This is a genomic window from Dellaglioa sp. CoH-55-MRSF-6, from assembly GCF_056782215.1.
In genome coordinates, this window is record NZ_JBXAYJ010000005.1 from 1 (window position 1) to 24,737 (window position 24,737).

Annotated in this window: 21 protein-coding genes and 1 riboswitch; of the genes, 4 read left to right on the top strand and 17 right to left on the bottom strand. The window is 35.9% G+C overall.

The features are described from left to right. Positions 1 to 279: 279 nt before the first annotated feature. The 8 genes from serS to AC1RPK_RS05930 form a co-directional block, all read right to left on the bottom strand. Positions 280 to 1,548, bottom strand: a complete 1,269-nt coding sequence (serS, locus tag AC1RPK_RS05895; RefSeq protein WP_481761724.1) for a serine--tRNA ligase — start codon at positions 1,546 to 1,548, stop codon at positions 280 to 282. A gap of 277 nt (positions 1,549 to 1,825) precedes the next feature. After that, positions 1,826 to 2,539 carry a M15 family metallopeptidase gene (locus AC1RPK_RS05900; protein ID WP_481764174.1) on the bottom strand — a complete coding sequence of 238 codons (714 nt, stop codon included), beginning with the start codon at positions 2,537 to 2,539 and terminating at the stop codon, positions 1,826 to 1,828. A 26-nt stretch (positions 2,540 to 2,565) separates the two neighbouring features. Further along, positions 2,566 to 3,996 carry an amino acid permease gene (locus AC1RPK_RS05905; protein ID WP_481761726.1) on the bottom strand — a complete coding sequence of 477 codons (1,431 nt, stop codon included), beginning with the start codon at positions 3,994 to 3,996 and terminating at the stop codon, positions 2,566 to 2,568. A 124-nt stretch (positions 3,997 to 4,120) separates the two neighbouring features. After that, a riboswitch (Lysine riboswitch) is annotated at positions 4,121 to 4,305 on the bottom strand. A 44-nt stretch (positions 4,306 to 4,349) separates the two neighbouring features. Continuing rightward, the gene (budA, locus tag AC1RPK_RS05910) at positions 4,350 to 5,063 is read right to left on the bottom strand and encodes an acetolactate decarboxylase (protein WP_481761727.1); all 714 of its coding nucleotides are present in this window, start codon (positions 5,061 to 5,063) and stop codon (positions 4,350 to 4,352) included. A gap of 26 nt (positions 5,064 to 5,089) precedes the next feature. Next, positions 5,090 to 6,769: an acetolactate synthase AlsS gene (gene alsS / locus AC1RPK_RS05915; protein ID WP_481761728.1), complete on the bottom strand. Its 1,680-nt coding sequence runs from the start codon at positions 6,767 to 6,769 to the stop codon at positions 5,090 to 5,092. 135 nt (positions 6,770 to 6,904) lie between these two features. Further along, positions 6,905 to 7,438: an Rrf2 family transcriptional regulator gene (locus tag AC1RPK_RS05920; RefSeq protein WP_481761729.1), complete on the bottom strand. Its 534-nt coding sequence runs from the start codon at positions 7,436 to 7,438 to the stop codon at positions 6,905 to 6,907. 86 nt (positions 7,439 to 7,524) lie between these two features. Next, positions 7,525 to 8,046, bottom strand: a complete 522-nt coding sequence (locus AC1RPK_RS05925; RefSeq protein WP_481761730.1) for a GNAT family N-acetyltransferase — start codon at positions 8,044 to 8,046, stop codon at positions 7,525 to 7,527. A gap of 3 nt (positions 8,047 to 8,049) precedes the next feature. Beyond that, positions 8,050 to 8,682, bottom strand: coding sequence for a phosphatase PAP2 family protein (locus tag AC1RPK_RS05930; RefSeq protein WP_481761731.1), 633 nt, complete (start codon positions 8,680 to 8,682; stop codon positions 8,050 to 8,052). Between the two features lie 184 nt (positions 8,683 to 8,866). On the opposite strand from AC1RPK_RS05930, the gene AC1RPK_RS05935 reads away from it, so the two are divergent. Genes AC1RPK_RS05935 through AC1RPK_RS05945 form a run of 3 tightly spaced genes read left to right on the top strand, consistent with a single transcriptional unit; the run spans position 8,867 to position 11,184 of the window. Continuing rightward, complete coding sequence (locus AC1RPK_RS05935; protein WP_481761732.1) at positions 8,867 to 9,709, top strand: sulfite exporter TauE/SafE family protein; 843 nt, start codon at positions 8,867 to 8,869, stop codon at positions 9,707 to 9,709. Then, the gene (locus AC1RPK_RS05940) at positions 9,709 to 10,083 is read left to right on the top strand and encodes a DUF1634 domain-containing protein (protein WP_481761733.1); all 375 of its coding nucleotides are present in this window, start codon (positions 9,709 to 9,711) and stop codon (positions 10,081 to 10,083) included. Before AC1RPK_RS05935 ends, AC1RPK_RS05940 begins: the two co-directional genes overlap by 1 nt. 21 nt (positions 10,084 to 10,104) lie before the next feature. Further along, on the top strand, positions 10,105 to 11,184 hold the full coding sequence (locus AC1RPK_RS05945; RefSeq protein WP_481761734.1) for an LCP family glycopolymer transferase: 1,080 nt from the start codon (positions 10,105 to 10,107) through the stop codon (positions 11,182 to 11,184). A 90-nt stretch (positions 11,185 to 11,274) separates the two neighbouring features. Here AC1RPK_RS05945 and AC1RPK_RS05950 read toward each other — a convergent pair whose 3' ends face one another. From AC1RPK_RS05950 to AC1RPK_RS05960, 3 genes are all read right to left on the bottom strand, one after another. Next, positions 11,275 to 11,475: a cold-shock protein gene (locus tag AC1RPK_RS05950; RefSeq protein WP_112251328.1), complete on the bottom strand. Its 201-nt coding sequence runs from the start codon at positions 11,473 to 11,475 to the stop codon at positions 11,275 to 11,277. A gap of 166 nt (positions 11,476 to 11,641) precedes the next feature. Further along, entirely contained in the window at positions 11,642 to 12,055 is a 414-nt protein-coding gene (locus AC1RPK_RS05955; protein WP_481761735.1) for a helix-turn-helix domain-containing protein, read from the bottom strand. A gap of 54 nt (positions 12,056 to 12,109) precedes the next feature. After that, entirely contained in the window at positions 12,110 to 12,829 is a 720-nt protein-coding gene (locus AC1RPK_RS05960) for a VIT1/CCC1 transporter family protein (protein ID WP_481762651.1), read from the bottom strand. 189 nt (positions 12,830 to 13,018) lie between these two features. Here AC1RPK_RS05960 and AC1RPK_RS05965 point away from each other — a divergent pair, with 189 nt between their 5' ends. Next, positions 13,019 to 13,546 carry a hypothetical protein gene (locus AC1RPK_RS05965; protein ID WP_481761737.1) on the top strand — a complete coding sequence of 176 codons (528 nt, stop codon included), beginning with the start codon at positions 13,019 to 13,021 and terminating at the stop codon, positions 13,544 to 13,546. Between the two features lie 31 nt (positions 13,547 to 13,577). Here the strand turns inward: AC1RPK_RS05965 and AC1RPK_RS05970 are convergent, their stop codons facing one another. From AC1RPK_RS05970 to AC1RPK_RS05995, 6 genes are all read right to left on the bottom strand, one after another. Further along, positions 13,578 to 13,964, bottom strand: a complete 387-nt coding sequence (locus AC1RPK_RS05970; protein WP_409021995.1) for a DUF956 family protein — start codon at positions 13,962 to 13,964, stop codon at positions 13,578 to 13,580. 105 nt (positions 13,965 to 14,069) lie between these two features. After that, positions 14,070 to 14,978 (bottom strand): PTS system mannose/fructose/sorbose family transporter subunit IID, encoded by a 909-nt coding sequence (locus AC1RPK_RS05975; RefSeq protein ID WP_481761738.1) that lies wholly within the window; start codon positions 14,976 to 14,978, stop codon positions 14,070 to 14,072. Positions 14,979 to 15,001: 23 nt separating this feature from the next. Further along, positions 15,002 to 15,805 (bottom strand): PTS mannose/fructose/sorbose transporter subunit IIC, encoded by an 804-nt coding sequence (locus AC1RPK_RS05980; protein WP_481761739.1) that lies wholly within the window; start codon positions 15,803 to 15,805, stop codon positions 15,002 to 15,004. A 38-nt stretch (positions 15,806 to 15,843) separates the two neighbouring features. Next, on the bottom strand, positions 15,844 to 16,827 hold the full coding sequence (locus AC1RPK_RS05985; protein ID WP_481761740.1) for a mannose/fructose/sorbose PTS transporter subunit IIA: 984 nt from the start codon (positions 16,825 to 16,827) through the stop codon (positions 15,844 to 15,846). A 492-nt stretch (positions 16,828 to 17,319) separates the two neighbouring features. Then, on the bottom strand, positions 17,320 to 21,060 hold the full coding sequence (gene addA, locus AC1RPK_RS05990; RefSeq protein ID WP_481761741.1) for a helicase-exonuclease AddAB subunit AddA: 3,741 nt from the start codon (positions 21,058 to 21,060) through the stop codon (positions 17,320 to 17,322). Then, entirely contained in the window at positions 21,053 to 24,622 is a 3,570-nt protein-coding gene (locus AC1RPK_RS05995; RefSeq protein WP_481761742.1) for a PD-(D/E)XK nuclease family protein, read from the bottom strand. Before AC1RPK_RS05995 ends, addA begins: the two co-directional genes overlap by 8 nt. Between the last annotated feature and the right edge of the window lie 115 nt (positions 24,623 to 24,737).

Here is a 24,737-nt window from a genome sequence, read left to right on the forward strand (position 1 = left end):
ACATTTGATTTGTCGAAAATTTGTTCAGTTTTCAAAGATCTACTTGGTTGCTTTTGACAACTTTTATATCATATCAACCACGTCATGATTTGTCAAGAATTTTTTTGAATAAATATTCATTTCTTCTTGCCGTATCAATCAGCTTTATTAATATACCATCTGGTATACACCCTGTCAATACTTCATTACAGATAAATTTGATTTATTAATTATTACTTTATCAAAAAAGCGACTTAACCTCATCGAATTGATAAGTTTAAGTCGCTTTTTTGATAAAAGCTATTTAATAATGTCTAATCCACCCATGTATGGTTGAAGAACTTCCGGAATAGTTACCGACCCGTCTTCATTCTGATAATTTTCAAGAACTGCTGCTAGCGTACGACCAACTGCCAATCCTGAACCATTCAACGTGTGTACAAACTGTAATTTTCCATCATCATCCCTATATTGGATATGAGCCCTACGAGCCTGAAATGCTTCAGTATTAGAACAACTTGAAATTTCACGATACATATTTTGTGCAGGTAACCAAACCTCTAAATCATGTGTCATTGCTGCTGAGAATCCCATATCTCCCGTTGACAATGTTATCACATGATATGGTAACCCAAGTTTTTCCATAATTCTGCCTGCATCACTTGTCATTTTTTCTAGTTCTGCATATGAATCTTCTGGTTTAGTATATTTCACCATTTCAACTTTATTAAATTGATGCAATCTAATCAATCCACGTGTATCTCTTCCAGCGCTTCCTGCTTCAGATCTGAATGAGGGTGAGAGAGCTGTGAAATATACTGGTAATTTTTCTTCCGGAATAACTTCATCCCTGTAGTAATTAGTTAATGGTACTTCTGCTGTTGGAATTAACGTTAAATTTTCATTTGCGATTTGAAAAACGTCTTCCTTAAACTTCGGAAATTGACCAGTTCCGTACATTGACTCATCATTAACAATATATGGAGGAATAATCTCTGTATAACCATCAATTGCATGTTGATCAAGCATAAAATTGTATAAAGCACGTTCTAAACGAGCTCCCCATCCTTTATAGTATAGGAATCGACTGCCCGACACTTTAGCGCCACGTTCAAAATCTAAAATATCTAAATTTTCACCGATTTCCCAATGTGCTTTCGGCTCAAAATCAAAAGTTCTTGGTGTACCTACTTTTCTTAATTCAATGTTTGAATCTTCATCAGGACCTACTGGAATCGTTTTATTTGGCATATTTGGTAGTCGCGATGCCATATCTGTTACGTCTGCATCTAAAACCTTTAATTCTTCATCAAATGCTTTAATTTCATCTCCGACTTTTTTCATTTCTTCGATTTGAGCATCTGCATTTTCTTTATTTCGTTTTAATTGTGCAATAGCTTGCGATACATCGTTTCTTTTCTTTTTTAAAGTTTCGGTTTGAACAATAATATCCCTACGTTTACGATCCTTTTCAACCATTTCATCAATAATCTCTGGTTTTACCCCACGATTACCCAATTGTTCCTTAACTTCATCGACATTTTGACGAATCATTTTAATATCTAACATATTCTGTTCCTCCTTTTTTTGTATAAAAAAAGCCCACTCATCCACTAATTGGGACGAAAGGCTCATTTTCGCGGTACCACCCAAGTTCGACAAATAATCATTTGTCACACTCAAATAGATAACGGTCTCCCGTGTGGCATTACCCACCCACTTATTCACGCCGGATTTTCAGCTTCGTAATTTCCACCACCATTACGTCTCTTAAATGCCTACTTATAACGTTTTCCGTGTTTATTTATTACTTTAATAATAAGCGTTGTTTTATTAAATTGCAAGTTTAATTCTTACCCGCTTTATTAAGCAAATCGATATACTCTTCTAACGAAAGATGATGCTTAACTATATATTTCGCGTTACTTTTACCAACATAGCGGAAATGCCATGTTTCATAATCAATTTTAGTCGATTTTTCTTTATCTTTCGGGAATCTCAATATAAATCCATAATTTACCGCATGGTTGATTAACCATTTTTGACCCTTATCTGTTTCACTACTATTATCTAAATCATTATGTTTGGCATACCAATTTGATGACATCATATCGACTGCTAGTCCGGTGTGATGTTCGCTTGATCCTGGTTCTGCCACATACTCTTTTGTTAATTGTTTAGCCTGAGCAACTGACTTTCCCGAATTTTCATAGCTTTTAATTGAGTCTGCATAGACCTCTTTTTGGTAGCTAATTGATCGATAACCAGATACCAGTGACGCCTTATACCCGGCCTTATTTGCTGCTGATACAAAATCATTCAAAGCACTCTCAATTTTTGAATTTACAATAACATTTCCATCTATTTTCTGTTTAAAATCCAGTTCTTGCTTGAGTTTATGCTCTGAATTAACTAATATTAAATTCCAATCATTTGCCTTTACACCTTTAGGTAGCTCACTTTTTTGTGTGACTTTTACCGTTTTATGGCTAGGTGTCGTATTCGCTTTCTTACCGCATGCACCTATTAATAGTGCACACATCATTACTACCATCATCATCCATTTTCTTCTAGTCAAAATGTGCCTCATTTCTTTGATAAATCTACATCTTTTAATGGAATTAATTTTGTTTTATAGCGTATTTTATAATATGTGTACAAGATAACAAATAACGGAATGCTCATATAACTAACCGAGATTGCTTCCCAATCAAAATTTTTAAATGATTGAATATCTTGTCCAAGAATAACTAAAATACAAAGAACAAGCGCTAAAATAGGGCCCACTGGGAACCATTTTGCAGAGTACTTTAATTCTGACACTTCATGTCCTTGCGCTTTGAACGCTTTTCTAAATCTGTAATGTGAGATTGCAATTCCTAGCCAAGCGATGAATCCAGTTAACCCACTAGCACTCAGTAAAAAGACATACACTTTTGCTCCAAAAACACTTGCTAAAAATGTGAGTAATCCGATAAATGTTGTTCCCACTAGTGCTGCCATTGGAATACCACGACTATTCGTTTGTTTAAACTTTTTAGGAGCGTAACCCTGTTCCGCAAGTGAATGAAGCATTCGAGTTGATGCATACATTCCTGAATTTGCAGCTGAAAGTACAGATGTTAAGATAACTGCATTCATAACACTTGCTGCAGAGGCTAACCCAGCTCTTTGAAAGACCAATGTAAATGGACTAATTGAAATATCTGATGCGCTTGAGCCGAGTAAATCTGGACTTGTATACGGAATAATTGCTGCAATGATAAAAATAGCGAAAATATAGAATAGTAGAATCCGCCAAAACACTTGTTTAATTGCTTTTGGAATACTCTTTTCAGGCGTTTCTGATTCTCCCGCCGTAATACCGATTAATTCAGTTCCTTGGAAAGAGAAACCAGCGACGACGAATACACTTAGAATCATTGGAACACCACCAACAAATGGAGCTTTCTTCATTGTAAAGTTTTCAAGTCCCGTTGCATGGCCACCTAGAATACCAAATATAGTCAATACACCAACGATTAAGAAGACAATGACAGTCACCACTTTAATAATTGATAACCAATATTCTGTTTCACCAAATGATTTAACTGACAACGCATTAATTGAAAAAATAATAACTAACGAGATTGTACTAAAAATCCATCCTGGTACATCTGGCAACCAAAATTGCATAACCAAGGCAGCTGTACTAATATCAACAGCCAATGTAATTGCCCAGTTAAACCAGTAATTCCAACCCATTGCAAAACCCATCGCAGGATCAACAAATCGCGTTGAATAAACCGCAAACGACCCTGAAACTGGTAAATACGTTGCCATTTCACCTAAACTAGTCATTAAAAAGTAAACCATAATTCCAATGCCAATGTAAGCTAGTAACGCACCACCTGGCCCTGCCTTCGAAATTGCTGACCCACTCGCAACGAATAAGCCTGTTCCAATACTTCCACCCAAGGCAATCATTGATAAGTGTCTTGTTTTTAACTCTCGGTGCATACCTTCTTGTTCTGCCATATGAAATCCCCCCTATATATAGAGGAGCACTCGTGATTTTTAAAATTGAGAAAAGAAAAAGAGACCTTTTGTACAACACTATTACGCGTTATACAAAAAGACTCAGATTAATAGACTCAGTCAAATCGTTATAAGCGCCCCGTGATTACTATATAATCACGACAGTTTCTGACTTATTAAATCAGACCCCAGCAGTCACTAAATCTAAGTTAGCATCCACTTCGGCAGTTCACCCTTTCAGTTTAACTTCTTCAGCACTTAATTGCTTCATTAAACATACTTATGAAAACTGCATCCTCTTCTTTCGATAATTCTTACTATAATCAATTCACTGATATTTTGCAAGCTGTATCCTAATTTTCAGCTATATTAATTTCATCATGCAACTTTTCAATATCTGTTTCATTTTTTAAAAAAGCTTCATTTTCGATTGGAAAGTGTTGTTCAATCGAACTAAATGGCTGTAAACTCACAACCCCATTTTTTAAATGATAATCTAAAATATGTCCACCCATTTTATTTTCATCAGATAAAAAATGAATATGGAATCCCGCTGCACCAATTCCTTGAAATAACTCAGGTGTGAAATAGCCAATAGCTGTTCCATCAATATCTTCTTCTTCAAATTCCGATTGTTTGGCAGTTACCGCAGTTAATTCTGGATACGGTTTACTTTGTTTAGCAACAGATCGTGTACTCATTTTACTAAATGTTCCTTTAATAAGAACACTAAAAAATAAATTTTGGTAAGGATATAATTCAAGTAATTGCTCTTCTAAAACATTTCCTGCCACATTTTCAAATTGAATAGATGCGTCTGCTTGATTAAAATGGACTGTCGCAAATGGAACAAGAACGTCATCGCTAACTTGATTAATTTGACCTTTTGCAGTAATCTGGAAAGCCTTTCCGTCAATCACAATCATTTCGCCATCTAAATCACCAACAGTTCCAATTCCGTAATCACCATGTTTCAATAATTCTCCAACACTCAATGTGCCTTCGTACAAGCCTTCAATTAATGTTGCTAAGGTACCATGTTGATAAACCTTTTTTATATCTTGCATGTCGTTGACCTCTCTTGAAAATTATTTTAATATAATTGATCCATTAAAATTGATTGTCCTAATTCTTGATTATCTTTATAATCAACTGGTATATCAACAATAACAGGACCATTAGTTGCAAATGCTTCATCTAATGTTTTAGCTAAATCTTGTGCTTTTTCAACGCGTAAGCCTTTTGCACCAAAACTTTCCGCATATTTCACAAAATCCACTGCGCCAAAATTCACACCGGCAGATTGACCATATTTCATTTCTTCTTGGAATTTAACCATATCGTAGTGTCCATCATTCCAAATAATATGAACAATATTCAGATTCAAACGAACCGCTGTTTCCAAATCTTGGGCTGAAAACAAGAATCCACCATCTCCAGAAATTGAGACGATTTGTGTATTAGGTCGAACTAAGGCCGCTGAAATTGCCCAAGGTAACGCAACTCCTAATGTTTGCATCCCATTACTAAATAATAAATGACGTGGTTCATAACTTCTAAAATGTCGCGCGATCCAAATGTAGAAACTACCGACATCAACTGCTACCGTCATTTCATCTGAAACACGTTTTTGTAATTCTTGGATAATGCTTAATGGATGACTGGTTAATGTGTCACTTGTCACAACTGGCGCTTCATCCCTAGCCTGTAATTTTTCTTGTAAGCCATCTAAATACTCACGAGATTCAGATGCCATTTGATAGCCTTTCATATAGGGTAATAAAAATTCAAGTGTTTGCGCGATGTCGCCCACTAACTCTTTCTTTGGTTGGAAATTATGATCAATCTCTGAACGCATATCGTCAACAACAACAATATTAGCTGTTCCTTCTGCATTCCAGTTACGTGGTTCATATTCAATAGGATCATAGCCAATTGTAATAACTAAATCGCTCTTTTTAAGTAATTGATCCCCTGGTTGATTTCTGAATAAGCCCACACGACCAAAGAAATCACCGACTAATTCACGCGATATCACACCAGCGGCTTGAAATGTTTCCACAACAGGTAGATTCGTTGCTTCAACTAAATTACGAATAGCTTTTGTTACTTCTGGTGAAGATGCCCGCATTCCCACAAGTAAAACAGGTAATTTTGCTGCTTTAATTTCTTGTGCTAAAAGTGTACTTTCTACCGGGCTAGCGGGACCTAATTTAGGTGCCATTAAAGGCTGGATAACTTTTGTTTTCACTTCTGAATCTGTTACATCTTGGGGAATACTAACGAAACTTGCCCCTTGCTTTGCAGCCTCAGCTTCTTGGTAAGCATTAGCAATCACTTCTGAAATATTCTCAGGTTCTTGAACCTCTGCACTATATTTAGTGATTGGTTCAAATAATGCCGTGTTATTCATACTTTGATGCGTTAGTCTCGTTAAATCTGAACGTTTCACTTGACCAGAAATAGCAAGAACAGGATCACCTTCTGCCGTAGCCGTCACAACGCCTGTTGCCAAATTACTTGCACCAGGTCCGGAAGTCGTTAAAACAACCCCCGGTTTACCTGTAATACGACCAATCCCAGCAGCCATAAATGCTGCATTTTGTTCATGGCGCGTAATAATTAATTCTGGCGATTTAGAATTCGTCGGATGTTCCAATTTTTCAAAAACACGATCAATTTTTGCACCAGGAATACCAAATACATATTTCACATCATGATTTATTAAACTATCAACAATGGCATCTGCGCCGTAATATTTATTATCTGTCATTAGATTTCCTCCGAATTTGTTTTAGTAGTATCCATGATAGCATTTTCACAAATAAATGACTATGGTTTAAACTTACCAAATGTAAGCCTAAATAAAAAACCATTATTAACCCAGTTATGGTTAATAATGGTTTCGTTATTTATGATTTCCGGTTACATTTTCGACAATTTTTTGAATGATTAATTTACGTTGACCACTGATATCTTCTTCATTCCAATTAATTAAAGGAATTTCAGTTTCGTCAAACGTTGCTGCAATTAGTTGATAAACCGTTTGTGACTCTAAATAATTAGCCCAACGTTTATCCGCTTCAGCAAAAACACTATTAACGACGACGGTTGCTTTTTCTGTATCTTGTTTAAATTCACGAAATACACGATCAAAGAAACCGAAGTTTGGATAGGTTTCAATCTTTCCTTCCGAAGCCTCCACAATTTCTAATAAATTGATATCCTTAGCATCCCTTGCTAACGTAAAACCGCCATTATTACCTGAAACAGATTTCACAAGTCCCGCAACGACTAACTTACGCATAATTTTACGAAGATAAGTTTGTGAACCACCAAGACGAGCGTTGATTACTTGCGATGAAATTGGCACACCCTTATCCTGCGTTGCCAATAAAGAAATAATACACGCTGCTTGTTCAAATCCTTTTGTTAATTGCATAGTCAGCTACCCCCGGTTGATTAATTTTCAAATAGTTCTATATATACGAATAAAGGATAACATATGTCGTTGACAATTGGTATTGATTATTTTAAATCAACCGCATAAACAATTTCATTAATTAGAGCAGCAGGTTGAAAAAGGGATGAAACCGCTCTTTTTTCAACAAATTTAAAATTGGATTTTTTTAACACTTTGATAGATGCTTTATTTTCAATAGTTGTCACGCCAATTACACGTTCTAAATCTAACGCCTGAGCCATTGTTAAAAGTCCTTGAACTGCTTCAGTCATTATCCCTTGATTCTTAAAAATAGGATTTAGTGCATAGCCAACCTCTTTAACTACCAAACTAGGTTCTTGATTCTCATCAACTACTTCATATAAACCGATATTACCGACTACTTTTTGATTTCCTTTACACTCAATCGCAAATATACTTTGTTTTTGTAGCGTCGCAACGAACAAACTAGCTTCAGCCAATGAATTCACGGGTAAAAAGCCAGCCATTTGACCAACCGTTTCATCACAAGCATATTCATATATGTCATTTATGTCTGATGAGCATAACGGACGTACCACAAGCCGTTTCGTTTCATATTGATTCATTTTTTAGCCCTCAATTTTAAATTTATTCAGAATTTTTAGATATATAACGCGTGCAATGGCTATCCAAGTGACTGTTAAAAGAACAGCGCCTACCGTATCCGTCGGAAAGTGAGCTTGTAGATATACTCTTGAAATCATAATCATCATGATCCATATCGCTAATAAGCAGTTAATCAAAAATTGTTTACTATACTTAAATTCTACCAGCATAATACTCATTATCGTTAGACAAAATAATGCCACCCCGAACGTATGTCCACTGGGGAAACTGAATCCAGTAATTGATCCATGCCCCACTGGTCGAGGTCTCTGGACGCTACTTTTAATGAGCTTAATTAACAGTGCTCCAGTCATTATGGTCATCCCTGTCCAAATAGCGAGTACACCTCGTCGTAATTTATATAAAATAATCATCAAAATGACTGAATACAACCCTATCATCATCGGACTACTTAGCCAACTGATTATCTGCATCACTTGGTCTAGTTGCGCTGTAGGATGAAACCTAACAACTGCAATGATATTATTATCTATACCATGAATAAAATTATTTTTTGTTACTATTAATAACGTCAATATTGCGAATAGTCCACTGCCTATTATGACTACTCCATAAAGTTTATTCTTATTAATCATTACTCTAACCTCTTAATTACAGTCTATTTTATCCACATAATTTATCATATTTTTTAATTTGTTTAAAGTTAGTTACCAAAATCTTTAAGAATTCATACAGAAATCAAGCAAATGCTCAATTTTATGTAAGTTTATGGTAAAATAGGATATCTTTATAAATTTAGAAAAGAGTTGAAAATAAATAATGAATACGCTACTACTTATGCTTGCCGCTGGTCTTGTGGCAGGTGCTCTAGGATCTATCTTAGGATTAGGTGGCGGCATCATTGTCACCCCGGTCTTAACTTTAATGATGGGATTAGATATTAAATACGCTATTGGTGCTAGTATCATTGCCGTTATCGCAACGAGTTCTGGTGCTACAATTGCATTTCTAAAAGATGACGTTTTAAATTTGAGGGTCGCCATGTTTTTAGAAATCGCAACGACAATTGGTGCGATTTGTGGAGCACTCTTAACAGGAGTCTTTAATACATCCTTTCTCTTCATTTTATTCGGTGCTTTTTTGCTACTTTCTGTCTACAACATGCTTAAAAAAATTTTTGTAGGTGAAGAAGTTTTAAAATCAGCTGAACCTGATTATTTATCTACCAAATTTAAACTGAATAGTTCGTACTATGATAAACAACTAAAAAAACAAGTTGATTATCAAGTCGAAAATGTTCCAGGTGGGATGGCGATTATGCTTGGTGCTGGAGTTGCTAGTGGACTACTAGGAATCGGATCTGGTATTTTCAAAGTTATGGCAATGGATACTGCAATGAAAATGCCGTTGAAACCATCAAGTTCAACAAGTAACTTAATGATGGGTGTCACCGCTGCCGCAAGTGCGACCGTCTACTTTTTCAATGGTTCAATTAGACCTGATATTGCGGTTCCATTAGCGCTAGGAATTTTAGTTGGTTCATCAATTGGTTCGCGTGCAATGCAATACCTACCCGCAAAAATAATTCGCCTCATTTTTGTACCTGTACTATTGTATGTCAGCATTCAGATGATTCTAAAAGGATTCGGGGTATCTATCTAATGATGAATGAAAAAAATAACACATCAGCCGAAATGGCAAAAATTGAATTAATGATTGGTCAAATACTAAGAATTGGCGTTTTCATTTCTGCGATAATTATGATTATTGGTCTTATCCTATCCTTAGTTACAGGTTCAACAGGCTATCAAGGTAATACATTTCCAACTTCATTTTCTGCTATCATTTCTGGAATTGTCGCACTTAAACCTTACGCAATTATGATGCTTGGGCTATTTTGCTTAATACTAACACCAATTCTTCGTGTCGTTATTTCAATTTATGCTTTCTACAAAGAAAAAGATTATCTGTACGTTAAAATTACCGTCATCGTTTTAGTCATTTTAATTGCTGGCTTTTTTATTGGCGAACATTAATTAATAAAGGGGAACATTTCAATGTCAAGTCGTCGAGAAAACTATCATAAAGAACAACTACTACACCAAGAAACAACTAATCACCTGCCTTTACCAAAACGCGAAAGAAAAAATAAAAAGCAAAACAAGAAACGTCGTCGCTTAATTTGGTTAATCATTATAATAATCGCTGCTATCTGCGGTGGCGTTTATGCCTACCATAAATACTCAAACGCTAAAAATGCAGCTGATAAAATCTATACTTCTACTAAAATTGCTAAAACTAGAAATGTCGCAGCGGTTTTGGAAAAGGACCATCCTATTTCGATTTTACTTTTAGGTTCTGATGATGGTGCCTTGGGTCGTGCTAAAACTGGTGGCCGAACGGATACTTTAATCGTTGCCACACTTAACCCTAAAACAGAATCAATGACCTTAATCAGTTTACCGCGTGATACTGAAGTTGCGGTTTCAGACCATGAATCAGATTTTCCAAGTAAGATAAACGCTGCCTATGCTTATGGTGGTGCTGCAACTGCCGTTAAAACTGTTGAAAAATATTTCAATGTACCCATTGATTTCTACGCAACAATCAACATGGGCGGTTTAGAATCACTAGTTGATGCTGTTGACGGTGTTGACGTTAATCCACCACTATCTTTTTCTTATAATGGTGCCAGCTTCAAAAAAGGCGTTAAAACTCATGTCAACGGTAAACAAGCCCTTTCGTATGCCCGCATGAGATATGATGATCCTCTTGGCGATTACGGTCGACAAAAACGCCAACGTCAGATTATTATGGCAGTGGCTTTAAAAAGTACACAACTTCAAAATTTATTAGACGATAAATTTTTAAATACAATGTCATCTCAAATGAAAACTGATTTAACATTCAATGATCTTACCGTCTTAGGTACCAATTATCGTAAGGCAACACATCATTCACATTCAGATTATCTACAAGGTACAGGAACAATGGTCAATGGAGAAGCTTTTGAAATTGCCAGCGAAACTGAAAAACAACGTATCACTGATAAATTACGTTCCACACTTGGCTTGGTTCCAGCTAAAACTGGAAATACTTTAACAGCCGATACAAAAATTAATACAACTCGTGAATAGTTAAAAGTAGGCCGTCAATCGGGGATTGACGGCCTACTTTTTTGCATAAAAAAACAACTCACCTAAATGGCAAGTTGTTTAGATTTTAAATTAGTCTTTGTTTACGTTTACTGCTTGTGGTCCACGGTCACTATCTTCAACGTCAAAAGTTACTTTTTGACCTTCGTCTAATGTTTTAAAACCGTCACCTTGAATAGCTGAGAAATGTACGAATACATCACTACCATCTTCGCGAGTAATGAAACCAAAACCTTTATCTGCGTTAAACCATTTTACTGTACCTTGTTCCATGAATAAAATCCTCCTTGTGTCTATGTGACACGTTTTATTTATGACTCTCAAATCGTCCCAGTTGATATCGTTTCCGAAGACACTCATCAACTTCATTTGATTTGAAAAGCCACCTAAATTATATCACGTCTAATTGTAAAAACAAATTCTAAAATAGCGCTTTTATTTAGTTGTTTTCATCTTCAAGTGGTAACGCTAAATCATCATTTTCTTCCAGATTATATGGCTGGTATTTACCCATTAAATATCCTTGAATCATTTGAATAACTTCATAACGATCACTACCTGATAAAATTTTATCGCGGTATAAAAGTGTTGCCGTCCGTGCGAATAAATCTTCAAGATCAATCAATTCATCGTTAGTTTGACCAACTAAAAAATCAATTGAAACATGAAAGAATTCGGCCAACTTTCTGACTTCAAGATATGAGGGTGTATTAATACCACGCTCCCAACTACCAATCTGCGGGCCAGAATTCAAGTTATGATTCGATTTTTGAGACTGATTTAATCCAACAGCTAATTGAGTTAGCGTTAATCCACTACCTCTGCGCAATGCTTTTAATCTTTCCGGAAACATCAACAACACCTCCTTTAGATAAGCATACCTCTTTTTTAAAAAAAGGGTAGGTTTTTAACCAAATAAACCGCCAATATAATAAGTTACAGCCATTGTTACTAATCCAACAAAAACATTTCTTACCATGGCATGTCTAATATTATTACGCCCTAATATCCCGCTTACTGCCCCTGTTAAAAGTAAAGCTAAAGCAACGCCAATAACCGTCAGTGGAATCATAAACTCAGTTGGGAGTATCGCTATTAATAATAATGGAACTAGCGAGCCAACTACAAAGGATGTCATTGAGGACATCGCTGCGTGCCACGGATTTAAGTACTCACCGACATCAATATTGTTAACTTCTTTACAGTAATTTTCTAGTTCATTTTGAGACATTAGTTCATTGACCACATCCGTTGCGACCATCCGCGAGAATCCCTTTGCTTGGTAGATATTAATTAATCGTTCAATTTCAAATTCACGATTTTCTTTTAACTTTTTTGCAGCTGAATGGATAATCGATTTTTGTGTATCCCTTTGTGCAGAAACTGAGACGTATTCACCACCAGCCATTGAGAACGCTCCCGCAAACATACCAGCAAGTCCAGCTAAGACAAGATAGTACTTACCTTGACTAGCACCGGCCATCCCCAGAATAACGCCTGCAACTGAGATGATGCCATCATTAGCACCTAATACCCCTGCTCTTAAAATATTTAATTTCGTTGATAAAGCCATTCCTACTTTTAATGCACGACTATTCATCAAATGATTCACTCCATTTCCAATCATTTAAGTATAAGCTAATTGGGAACGATTATCAGTCGGGTTTATTAATTTCGTTAAGGAACATGATTGCCTTATCTTAAATGGGACACAATCTTACCATAGATAAAGACTGACTACTAGAAATCGAAAGGACCTGCATTTCAACCCATTATAGGATATACTTAAAGCAATTGTTCGAAAGAGGTGAATCAAATGTCTGACTCAAAAAAATACCCAATTAGTCCCTATTTTGAAATTAAAAATAATCATCCTTGGTACCTTGATGCCGAAATTGATGACTTATCACTTTATAATCAAAACTTTAAGGTTGTCTTACAAACAATAACTAAAAATGAAAATATTAATAAAGGGTGGCGCGATGAGGATTTAGAATCTAACATTCAGTTACTCCTTCTTATTGATTACGAAGAACTTGAAGTTTGGAAATATCCCGTCGATTTGTCATTTGATAAATTATCTTTAAAGGAAGATGTTGTATCATTCAATGAAAATAGTCGTATTGCACTTTATTTTGAAGATGATCAAGCTGTGATGCGAAAACTCGGCTACCTACCAAAAGAGGATACATTACAGGTCCATAATATTATGGCAGGCCTACCACATTATAAAATTGCCACTTATTTGACAGGCGGTCCTTATAAGAAATTAACGTTCGAAGACGACGAACTTCAAATTGATAATGGTTTTGAAGAATTTCGTTTAAATATTTTAATCTACTAAAAAAACATTCTCAATGAGAATGTTTTTTTGATTACTTATTTTTACTTTTTTTATTAAAAATTGATTTAACTGATCGTTTTAAAACATCGCCCATTCCAAGTGATTGAACCATATGAGCTGGATCAACATAGTTACGCATTGCACGTAACACCATTTTTGGTTTTTTAGACGCAAAAGTAAATGTCCCATTCTTCTTCGTTTTAATTGCATATCTCGGAATCCATCGTCCTTTAAACATCACAGACGCGATAACTTGATCAACTTCATCCCATGGAATTTGGATAAACTTGCGTGCATCACGGTCATTATAAAATTCAAACCCTTTATCGCCAATCATGATTTTACCATAATCAGTTAAACCTGTGAAAGCAGTTGCATCGATTGTTAAGTCTACCTTTGTATTAATTGACTGGACCATAGTATTTCGACTCCAATGTTTTTTGACGTTATCTTATTATACCTTAATTAATTGCATTGAACCATATAAAAAAACCCAGGAAAATTCCTGAGTTTTTTTGAAATTTTATAAAATTCCAAGTACGTGTCCACCGATACCAACTATGAATAAACCTAGAATGATAAGAATTGGTGAAACTTTTTTCTTAAGTAACCACATACAGAAGAATGTTAATAATAATGCTGCTAAACCTGGAATTAATTGATCCAAGTTATTTTGTAATGTTGTTACTTTATTTGGTGAAAGAGCTAAACCGTCGCTAGCTTGTTGCATAGCTGTTTGCATGCCTTTTCCACCTTGGAGTTTATCAAAATCAATATAAGCACCTTTATCCAACTTAACTGTTGAAATAACTGGCGTAAATTTGATTGAAACCCAACGTTCTACTAATGCGGCTAAAACGAACATTCCCAGTACCGAAGCACCTTTAGTAACATCTTGTAATAAGCCACCTGACATATCTTCAGAAATCTTAGAACCAGCTCTATAACCGAATTCTTGTGTATACCACATGAATCCCATACGGATGATATTCCAAGCTACGAAGAAAATGATTGGTCCCATAATGTTACCACCCATAGCCAATGAAGCACCTAAAGCACCTAACATTGGACGAACAGTAAACCAGAATACGGGATCACCGACACCAGCCAAAGGACCCATCATACCAACTTTAACACCTTGAATTGCAACATCATCAATAGGGGCACCATTAGCACGTTCTTCTTCAAGTGCTAATGTAACACCAAGGATTGGTGAAGCAAGATAAGGATGAGTGTTAAAGAATTCCATGTGTCGTTTCATTGCTGACGTACGTTCTTCTTTAGTTTTGTATAATTTTTTAATTGCTGGAATCATTGAGAATGTCCAACCACCATTTTGCATACGTTCGTAGTTCCATGAACCTTGAATAAACGTTGAACGCCATGCTACAGCCAATCGATCTTTTTTAGTTAATTCAATTTTATCTGCCATAATATATTCCTCCTTCTTCCAGTTTAATAATCGTTTAGAATTTCGCCAAGTGGATCACCGGTATTATTGCCACCGCCACCATTTGATGAACCACCCATTTTTGAAAGGTTCAAGTAAATAAGAGCAAGAGCAACACCGATAGCACCAATAGCGATCAATGTTAATTGAGTAATAGCTGCGACTACGAAACCAAGAATAAAGAATGGCCATACTTCTTTTGTAGCCATCATGTTAATAACAAGTGCATAACCAACGGCAACAACCATACCACCACCAATAGCCATACCATCTGTTAACCATGCGGGCATTGATTCAAGGAAACCTTTAACTGTTTCAGCTGGAATAAAGAGCAATGCTCCGGCTGGAATAGCAATACGGATACCTTGCATACCAATAGCAAGAACATGCCATATTTCTAGCTTACGGATATTACCTTGTTCTGCTGCTGCATCCATTGCATGAACAATAGGAACAGCAAGTGTACGAACAACCATTGTTAAGAATAATCCGGCAACGGCAAGGGGAACGGCGATAGCGATAGCTGATCCAACACCTTTAATCCCTTGTCCACCTAATACTAAAATAATTGCTGATGCAACTGAAGCAAGTGCAGCATCGGGTGCAATAGCTGCCCCGACATTAGCCCAACCAAGTGCGATCATTTGAAGTGTACCACCTAAAACAATTCCGGCGGTTAAATTACCGGTTACTAACCCGATTAATGTACATGCCACTAGTGGTTGATGGAATTGGAATTCATCTAAAATTCCACCCATACCAGCTAGAAAGGCAATAATTACTACTAAAATCATTGATATAGCTGACATAATAAGCCTCCTAAATTAATTTTCTTTTATTGTGTTGTTTAAGCTTTTGCTAATTCACCTTTAGCTTTTTTGAGAATGTTAGCCATATTCTCTTTTGAATCGTTAGGTACTTTACGGACATCAAATTTAACGCCCTTATCTTCTAGTTTTTCAAAAGTATCAACATCGTCTTGTCCCATTGATAATACGTTGTTAACAACTACTTTACCAACTGAATGAGCCATTGAACCAAGGTTAACTTCGTCAAATTTCATTCCGCCTTCAATTGCTGTTAACACATCTTGTGGACTTTCAAAAAGAAGTAATGCTTTCATTCCACCAAAACGAGGGTCTTTTGAAACTTCAATCATCTTAGCAATTGGCACAACATGTGCAATAATACCAGGTGGTGAAGCTTGTTCAATTAAGTTTTTACGAAGTGTATCCTTAGCAACATTATCAGAAACAACGATAATACGGTCAGGCTTAACTGATTTAGACCATGCTGTAGCAACTTGTCCATGCAATAAACGTGAATCAATACGTGTTAAAACGTATTTAATTTTACCATCACCGATTACAGTTCCTTCAGGAATTGAACCAGTAGGTTTGTTTGTTGCAACAACAGCTGCTTCTTTTGGTGCTAAATCTTCTGGCTTAATCTTAACGCCACCTTTTGCTTCGCTTAGAATACTTGCAGCAATTTCTTGTGCAGAATCCATTGACAAGCGTGCTGCGTAGGCTTCAATTAACATTGGTAAGTTTAAACCTGTAACAATTGCCCATTTATCTTTATGAGCGTCAAGCAAACCGTTTGCTTGATTAAATGGTGATCCACCCCATAAATCAACTAAGAATAAGACTTCTTCAGGATCATCAAAAGTAGCAATTGCTGCTTCAAGATGAGCTTTTAAATCGTCTGGTCCTTCGTTTGGCATGAAAGTTACAGCTTGAACATTTTCTTGTTCACCAAAAATCATTGAACCGGATTGCATGATGCCTTCGGAAAATTTACCGTGACTTGCAATTACAATTCCAACCATTTTAAAACCTCCTAAATTTTTATCAGATTACTGTAAGAACTCCGGAAAAACGCTTACATTTATAATATAAAAACACGCAAAAATTATTTCAAAAACAACTTAAGCATTTTGCTTTTGTTCCTAGGTAATCTGATTTAATTTTAAAATGTTACGAAACACTTAAAAATAATATCGTTTCCATAACGTCTATGTTGTTAAGTATAGCACAACGATTACGAATTACTATTAAAAATATTAATTTGTATTCGCTTACAATTATACCATTTAATCGTATAGATATTAGTTATCAACCTATATGATGGGTTTTTTTACGTTTCCATAGCTTGTTTCATTCAACAAAATCTTATCTATACCAATTTATAAAAAAAGTTTTGTTATATACAATGCTATTTTATTTTTTTAACACAAAGTGGTATTGAAATTGCTTAAAATATTTTCTTATTCTTTTCATTGATTAAAAAAAGACCTCATTGAAATGAGATCTTCGAATTATTAAACTTCAACAACTTGATTAATAGACAGCAAATACAGATATTTATGCGCAACTTTCAACCCAGTCATATTCTCTAGTGCTTCGCCATATAAGTTCAATTGGCCACGATAACGTGCTGTCAATTTTTCTATTTCTTCTATTGTATTGTCTTTAGAAACTTTATCAGTCTTATAATCAAATACCACCAACGTATTATCTTTTACAAAATAACCATCGATAATTCCATGGATCAAAACTTTTTCCTTATTTGACTCAACCTTTTGAAATAGCTCATTGGCAGGTAGTAACATTGAGAATGGCGCTTCACGTTGTACATCGTTACCTATAGTTAGAATTTCTTTGCCTAAATCCGTTTGAAAGAAATTGGCAATGTGTTGTCCATTAATTAACGTAGCAACTTCTTTAGTGACTACTTTTGCCGTCACTAATTGCTCAATTTTAGCTTGGATTATCGCTAAAGTTATCTCACTAGTTAAATCTAATTCTTGTAAAATGAGATGAGTTGCACTCCCAATATCACTTCCCATTGGTGCTGCAACTCCCTGCATAAATTTCGGTACAGCAAGTTCACTCGTAACGTATCGGTTGCCTTGTCCTTCAATACTCAACTGATTCATTTCGCGATTAGCTGGATCATCGAATAGACGTTTTACTTCCGATACAGCTTGGTAAGCAGTTGTTTTAGTTAAATTATCGAATGGATACTGAAAATTTAAGACTTGATCAATTTGATTAACATCAATATCCTCAAACGTCTCAGGCATCTCACCCGTGATTGTTTCTAACCAATCCGTCTGAGAAACTTCTTCACTCACTTTACTCATCTGGTTCAGGTCGGTTTTTTGATAAAATTTAACGCTAAATTGCGTTTCATCATCACTTAATAGTAGTGATGATGTTGCTGGATCCAATAATAGTGACATATCAAAAGTAGGATGACGAACTAGCGCCATACCAATCCAATCCATGAAATTTTTAATACCACTTCGAGCTGTTGCATTTAAAACTAATTGTTGGCTTTGAAATGCCTTTTGCCAATGATTAATTGCCGTTTTTTTATTTGTGTAAGCCCCCACAATAAATAATCGTTGTTCCGCACGCGTTAAGGCTACGTACAGTAATCGCATTTCTTCCGCTTCTGATTTTGCAATAGCAGCTGATTTTACAATTGTTTTTTGTAGCGTATCTTCCATCGTCCGATTTTCAGGATTTAAATAGGTTATTCCTAATCCAGCCTGATCATCAATTAAATAAGGTTTTCGCATCGCCATTTGATTAAACTGGTGTGTCGCGTCAACCAAGAAGACCATTGGAAATTCAAGTCCCTTACTACCATGAATTGTCATGACTGACACTGCATTTGCGACATTTTGTACAGGTGCTTCTGCTAAATCCTTATCGCGTTCCTGCATTTTTTCAATGAAGCGCACAAACTGGAATAAACCTTTAAAACTACTATTTTCGTAAGCGTGAGCTCGGTTATACAACGCATGTAAATTGGCTTGGCGCTGACTTCCAGCTGGCATCCCCCCGACATAATCAAGAAATCCAGTATCCTGATAAATCTGCCAAATTAAGGTCGCAATTTGATTTTCATGCGCGATTTCACGAAAGCCCGAAAGTTGTGTTAAGAAACGTTCAATTTTATTATACAGTGTTTTTGCGAAGCTACCTGCTTTAAACGTATCAAAATTTTGATAAAAAGTTAACACCGCTTGATAGTAATCATCTGTTCGGTTGCCAATCCGTAAATAGGCCAGTTGATTTTCATCTAATCCAACAATTGGCGACCGTAGGACACTTACCAATGGAATATCTTGATAGGGATTATCAATAATTCGTAATAATGACATCATAATTCTGATTTCAGTTGTTTGGAAATAGCTCTCCGCATCATTCACAACGACTGGAATACCCATTTTTTTAAATTGGTCAATAATCACCAAATTATTTTTACGAGTTGGGACTAGTAATGCAATATCTCGGTATTCAACGGGACGTTTTTCTGATTTATCACGGTCAAAAATCTCTGTTTCATCTACGATTAACGCTTGAATCCGTTGACCAATTAAAGCAATTTGGCCTTCCGATTTACCATCAATTTCAAACTGATCATTCGTTGCTTCACTATCATCATCCGGTCTTTCTGCAGATTCAGGTTCATCAGATTCGTAAATCAGCACTTCTGCTTTTTGCTCAATATCTGGGTAGTAGTTTGCCCCAAAAACCAATTTAGCATCATTATCATAAGCCATTTGTCCAACGGTTTCATCCATAATCTGGGTAAAAATTAAGTTAGTCACATCTGTTACATTCTTCACAGAACGAAAATTTTCAGCTAAGATAATTCGATTTCCATTACTGTCAGTTTCTTTATAAGCTTGGTATTTACTTAAAAACAAACTAGGATCAGCCAGCCTAAAACCATATATTGACTGCTTTACATCCCCCACCATAAACATATTACCGGGATTAGTCGTGGTTACCCTTGTCAAAATAGCTTCTTGTAGTTGATTAGTATCCTGATACTCATCTACCAGAACTTCTTCATATTTTCCTTGTAGAGCAGCTTGTGTTTGCTCGGAAGATTCAGAATCACTCGCTAAAATGTCCAGTGCTAAATGCTCCAAATCATTAAAATCAAGTATATGTCTTTGACGTTTCTCTTTGGTGAAGGCATCACTAAATAAGCCAATCACACTGACTAATTTTTCAACTAATTTCTTAGATTCTGTCATGATATGCAGTGTTTCTGTTTCATTTAAAACAAAAAATTGTTCTGATAAGTTAGCTAAACGTTTTTTTATTCCAGCTTTTAATTCTTTAATTTGATCCTTAGCAACAGCTTGGTCATCTTCTAAATTTTTAGCTGGCACACTAGGCGCACGTTTCAATTCGTACCCACGAATATTATCGCGAATTTGATTCCAAGAACCATCGTTTTCAACAGATTGGACAACAGCTAACAACATCTGACTTTCTTCTTCAGTCACTGCTTGATGTTTCTCTAACCCAAATTGAATTGATAGTTCTAGAGCCGTTTTTAAATCGGCCTGGATTTGCGTTAAATTTGCTTGAACTAATGGCTTAATACTCTTTTGGTAAAACGAACTACTGATTAAATTATCGCCAACATCATAAGTTGCTGCCAAACTAGCCAACCAACCGGTAGGATCTGGTTTCGAACTCGCAAATGTAAATAGGCTAAAAACCAACTCAGATAAACCATCATCATTTCGATCATTTGAAAAATTTTGTGTTAATCTCTCAAAGTCGACATCGTCTTTGGCATACAACATTTCCCGGACGTCTTCCCAGACACTCTCTCTTAATAAAGCCGCCTCAGTCATATCTGTTAACATTCTAAAAACGGGATCCAAATCAATCACATAATAGTAGCGTTTAATTAATTGGAGACAAAATGCATCAAATGTACTAATATTTGCAACTGGCAAGCGCATTAATTGATCCATTAAATGTTGTTTTTGTTCATGATTGTCTGCTTCATTGATTGCCTTTTGAAGTGCCACCTGAATCCGTTGACGCATTTCTTTAGCTGCAGCGTCTGTAAACGTAACAACTAATAAGTCATCAATAGCTGTTCCCGTTAATATTTTTTGAATGACGCGTTCAACTAAAACTCGTGTTTTACCGGAACCGGCAGAGGCTGATACAAGAATATTAGTCCCACTTTCATCGATAGCACGTTGTTGATTTGGTGTAAATGTAAACTTACTCATTACTGTCGGCCTCCCCGTCTATAATCCGTTTTTCAATTTCTTCCCAGCTTAATTTACTTATTTCATGGTAATTATTTTCGGGTAACATCGCATCAAATTGGAATATTGATTTATATGGTGAATATTGTAGGGCTGTTTTTTTAGCGTTCCATCTAGCCGGACTTAAATCGATTATCCCTTCGAAAATATCTGTTGCCGCATCAATAATTAATTGTTTATTGTGTACCAACAAGAAATCTAAATCTGATTGTGAAATCAATTTTTTTGAACGAGCTGATGGTGATGTGAACCCTTTTTTCGTTTTTCTAAATGGATAGATTAATGAAAACCCTGTTGATTCGTCTTCAAAATCAGTATCTAAATGGCTCAGTAACTGCTCATCTTCCAATAATAGCCCATCCATTTGGTTTGCTTTCAACAACGTATTATCCAATCCTTTTTTCTGTACATCTTCAATTTTCAGCTTAGGATTTTGTAAGTGCATGTAAACTGCACCAGCTGCCGAAGTTTTCAGTCCAGTATTTGGTGCAATTACCTCTGCATTCTCAATCAATGCTTGCAAGTAAGTTAACATTTGCATTGATAATCCATAGAAAGCATCACTAAAATCAAACTTTCGAATCCCTGATTTGTAATCGACGATTCCAAGATATTGTTTTGAATCAACCTTCATATAATCAATTCGATCAATTTTACCGCGGACTTTAACTGAATGGCCGCCAGGTAACTTATAAGCTAGGGCTTTCAAACCTGACTCAGCACCGACATGACCAAATAAAACTTCTGTTTTCAGTGGCTTCATCTTTGTTTGTTGCCCTTGTTGCCACATGGCATGCGTCACTTGTTTTAATAGAAGACTTAATTGTTTAGCAATATAGCCCATTCGACTTGAACTACCAAGAATTTGGAACTGAGGTAACTCGCGCATATCTTTTAAAATTACATTCAAATATTCATCTAGTTGTTCTTTGGGTACATTGGCATAGACTTGGTTTGATTCAGTCACAACTTTCATCAACTCATCCAACCCCATATGGAAAAACTCACCAGTACTTGCAGGAGACAGCTCGAAAATGTCTCGTTCTTTCAATTTCAACCCATATTGTAAAAAATATTCAAATGGATTACGATAGAAAGTTTCTAGTTTTGAAATTGAAGTATTCATTTGTGTTCCATATAAATCAGTTATAATTTCCGGCGTCAACTTAACCGGTATATTTTTATACGCTAAGCTTCCTAATAATTGTTTCGTTAATGGTCCCATTTCTGGGTCAGCCGACAGTTGACGTAACACATACAACCAAGCACTAGGCATGGATACTGCAGTTGTTTTGGCAAGTCGACTAGCTACAACCAATGATGATAATGTACTACGTTTTGTTCCGATAAAATCAAGGACTGATTGTTCTGTTAATTCAGGATTAGCAGCTAAATGTTGAACTGATAAATTGAAGTGTTCTTTAATCATCATTAAATAAGGCGATGGATTTAAATTCTTTTCGCCATCGTTGCCACTTGGATATGAAAAAATCAATTGTTCGCGTGGTCCTAAAAATCCGAGATAATTCAAAAAGGGTTCAGCGGCCATTTGACTAATAGCCGAATCGGCTAAGTATTGATCATCAGTTAATAGATTAGCCATTTTCGCCCGATCATCATCTGTTAATAATTGTGTCTGACTAACTTGTTCTGGCATCACCATATCAGTTGATCCAATCATAAAGGTAATCTTTCGGTTGTTCATTTGAACCATCCCTGATTCAGAAATAACGACCTGATCTAATGTTGATGGCACTTGTGAGTAACTTGCCCCTTCAAATCCCGCTTGAATCAAGGCCATGAAGTCAGCGGTATTGAACATTTTAGTTCCCAATGTTTCAACATATTCATCTAACATCCCAACAAATGTTTGCCAAGTTTGTTCTGGTTCTTCTGATTGTGAGATGTTTCCAGCAGCTAAATAGCGGTCTCGCCAACTTAACAAGCGTTGTGTCACACCTTGTTCAACAAGAAACTGATAAATTAGCTTTGCCCCCTCTTCACCGGTTGTCGCCTGATCTAGTTGATTGAAGAATCCTGGTAAAACGTCTTTAACAAAATGTCTAATTTGATTAATTTGTACTGTGATACTTTGGTCCTTATCCGTCTGTTGCTCATCTGCATCCGTAAAATCAAACCGGTAGAACGTCCAATCATCTTCACGTAGCCACTGAGAACCAGAAAAACCGTATTTTAAAACCATATTTTCTGTTAAATCAACAGCACTACGGTACTGTTCAATTGGCATAGCATGATTTTCTATTTGTGGTATTAATAATTCAGTTTTTAATAAGCGCATCATTGCGCCATATTGATAATGCTTTTCTTTCACCTCAAATAACGCTGCCAGTAACTCGACTAAGGGATGGTCAGCCATTGCGTGTTGTAAATCGTTAAAATAAGGTATTTTAAATTCTTTAAAAACCGGTGGAATAACCGTTTCGTAGCTATCTAAATGCCGCGTTAAAATCATAAAATCTCGATAACGATACTCCTTAGTTGCAACTAACTGGCGAATTTTTGTCGCCACTTGTCGAATTTCAATATACCGACTATCGGCTTCAAAAAGTTGAATAGAATCTGAATTTTCTAACCTTTCTGATTTTGTTTTAACTAACCGTCTAGAGTCAATCCAAAAATCTTCCAGACGAGATAAGTCGGGATTCTGGTTAACTTTGGTTTCAGCATAACTATCCGTTAGCACTGGAATCTGAGCTTGATGTGCTTTTTCAATCAAATTAACATACATCCGGCTTGATTTATAAAATAAGTCAGATTTTTCAGCAACTTCATGTGCATTGCCTTTATCTAAGACTAAGCCAATTGTAATCTGTTTCGCACCCTTAATCAGTGCGTTCACGAGCTCCTGCTCTTGTGCTGTAAATTGAGAAAAATGGTCAATATAAAAATAACTCGTCTTCAAAACGTCATCTGTTAAATAACGACTCAACTCTGCTAATAAATCATTATTTTCAATATATCGGTCAGCCATCGCAGCATCAAATGCGCGATAGATAATTTGTAAATCATCTAATTTAGCACCTAAGTCCCCAGTCGTTGGGAAAGATTCAGCAATCCGAGTTAAATCATCAACTGTCACACAACCAACTTTTAATTCTTTCAGTTGGCTGACTAGTTGTGAAATAAACCCAGTTTGGGTCCTTTCACCACGAAATATTGTTAATTCATCTTCATGTTCCGAAATTAATTGATAAACTAACATATTTAATCCAGACTGAGATAAACGAGGAATCTGATAATAGGGTGTATTCTTCAAAAAGAACCAAGCTAATCGAGTAAACGAAAAGACTTGGACGTTCGATTGTGCAAAAATATTTTGTTCGACAAGTTTGTCTTTACCTAATGCTTCAAGGATACTAACTTCTGCTTCGAACTTAATATGATTGGGAACAAGATAAAAAAAAGATGCCGTTGAATCAGTCGTTTGCGCTGCTTTTAATTGTGCAACAAGGCTTGCTTGATGGTCTTTACTAGCTTTTCCTAGGACAAATTTTAAACTCATTTTAACTCCCCTTTTCATACCGCTAACTCGTTATCATTACCTAATAATATACCATATTTAGCTGTTATATTTTTTTAAGAACACATAAAAACCGCTGGACAAATCACAAAGGTGA

Coding starts and splice junctions, on each gene's coding strand:
- AC1RPK_RS05970 (WP_409021995.1), bottom strand. CDS start 13,964: ATGGTCCAGTCAATTAATACAAAGGTAGACTTAACAATCGATGCAACT.
- AC1RPK_RS05975 (WP_481761738.1), bottom strand. CDS start 14,978: ATGGCAGATAAAATTGAATTAACTAAAAAAGATCGATTGGCTGTAGCA.
- AC1RPK_RS05955 (WP_481761735.1), bottom strand. CDS start 12,055: ATGTTTCCGGAAAGATTAAAAGCATTGCGCAGAGGTAGTGGATTAACG.
- AC1RPK_RS05945 (WP_481761734.1), top strand. CDS start 10,105: ATGTCAAGTCGTCGAGAAAACTATCATAAAGAACAACTACTACACCAA.
- AC1RPK_RS05905 (WP_481761726.1), bottom strand. CDS start 3,996: ATGGCAGAACAAGAAGGTATGCACCGAGAGTTAAAAACAAGACACTTA.
- AC1RPK_RS05935 (WP_481761732.1), top strand. CDS start 8,867: ATGAATACGCTACTACTTATGCTTGCCGCTGGTCTTGTGGCAGGTGCT.
- AC1RPK_RS05940 (WP_481761733.1), top strand. CDS start 9,709: ATGATGAATGAAAAAAATAACACATCAGCCGAAATGGCAAAAATTGAA.
- AC1RPK_RS05960 (WP_481762651.1), bottom strand. CDS start 12,829: ATGATTGGAAATGGAGTGAATCATTTGATGAATAGTCGTGCATTAAAA.
- AC1RPK_RS05900 (WP_481764174.1), bottom strand. CDS start 2,539: ATGATGATGGTAGTAATGATGTGTGCACTATTAATAGGTGCATGCGGT.
- budA (WP_481761727.1), bottom strand. CDS start 5,063: ATGCAAGATATAAAAAAGGTTTATCAACATGGTACCTTAGCAACATTA.
- serS (WP_481761724.1), bottom strand. CDS start 1,548: ATGTTAGATATTAAAATGATTCGTCAAAATGTCGATGAAGTTAAGGAA.
- AC1RPK_RS05985 (WP_481761740.1), bottom strand. CDS start 16,827: ATGGTTGGAATTGTAATTGCAAGTCACGGTAAATTTTCCGAAGGCATC.
- AC1RPK_RS05980 (WP_481761739.1), bottom strand. CDS start 15,805: ATGTCAGCTATATCAATGATTTTAGTAGTAATTATTGCCTTTCTAGCT.
- AC1RPK_RS05965 (WP_481761737.1), top strand. CDS start 13,019: ATGTCTGACTCAAAAAAATACCCAATTAGTCCCTATTTTGAAATTAAA.
- AC1RPK_RS05995 (WP_481761742.1), bottom strand. CDS start 24,622: ATGAGTTTAAAATTTGTCCTAGGAAAAGCTAGTAAAGACCATCAAGCA.
- alsS (WP_481761728.1), bottom strand. CDS start 6,769: ATGACAGATAATAAATATTACGGCGCAGATGCCATTGTTGATAGTTTA.
- AC1RPK_RS05930 (WP_481761731.1), bottom strand. CDS start 8,682: ATGATTAATAAGAATAAACTTTATGGAGTAGTCATAATAGGCAGTGGA.
- AC1RPK_RS05950 (WP_112251328.1), bottom strand. CDS start 11,475: ATGGAACAAGGTACAGTAAAATGGTTTAACGCAGATAAAGGTTTTGGT.
- addA (WP_481761741.1), bottom strand. CDS start 21,060: ATGAGTAAGTTTACATTTACACCAAATCAACAACGTGCTATCGATGAA.
- AC1RPK_RS05920 (WP_481761729.1), bottom strand. CDS start 7,438: ATGCAATTAACAAAAGGATTTGAACAAGCAGCGTGTATTATTTCTTTA.
- AC1RPK_RS05925 (WP_481761730.1), bottom strand. CDS start 8,046: ATGAATCAATATGAAACGAAACGGCTTGTGGTACGTCCGTTATGCTCA.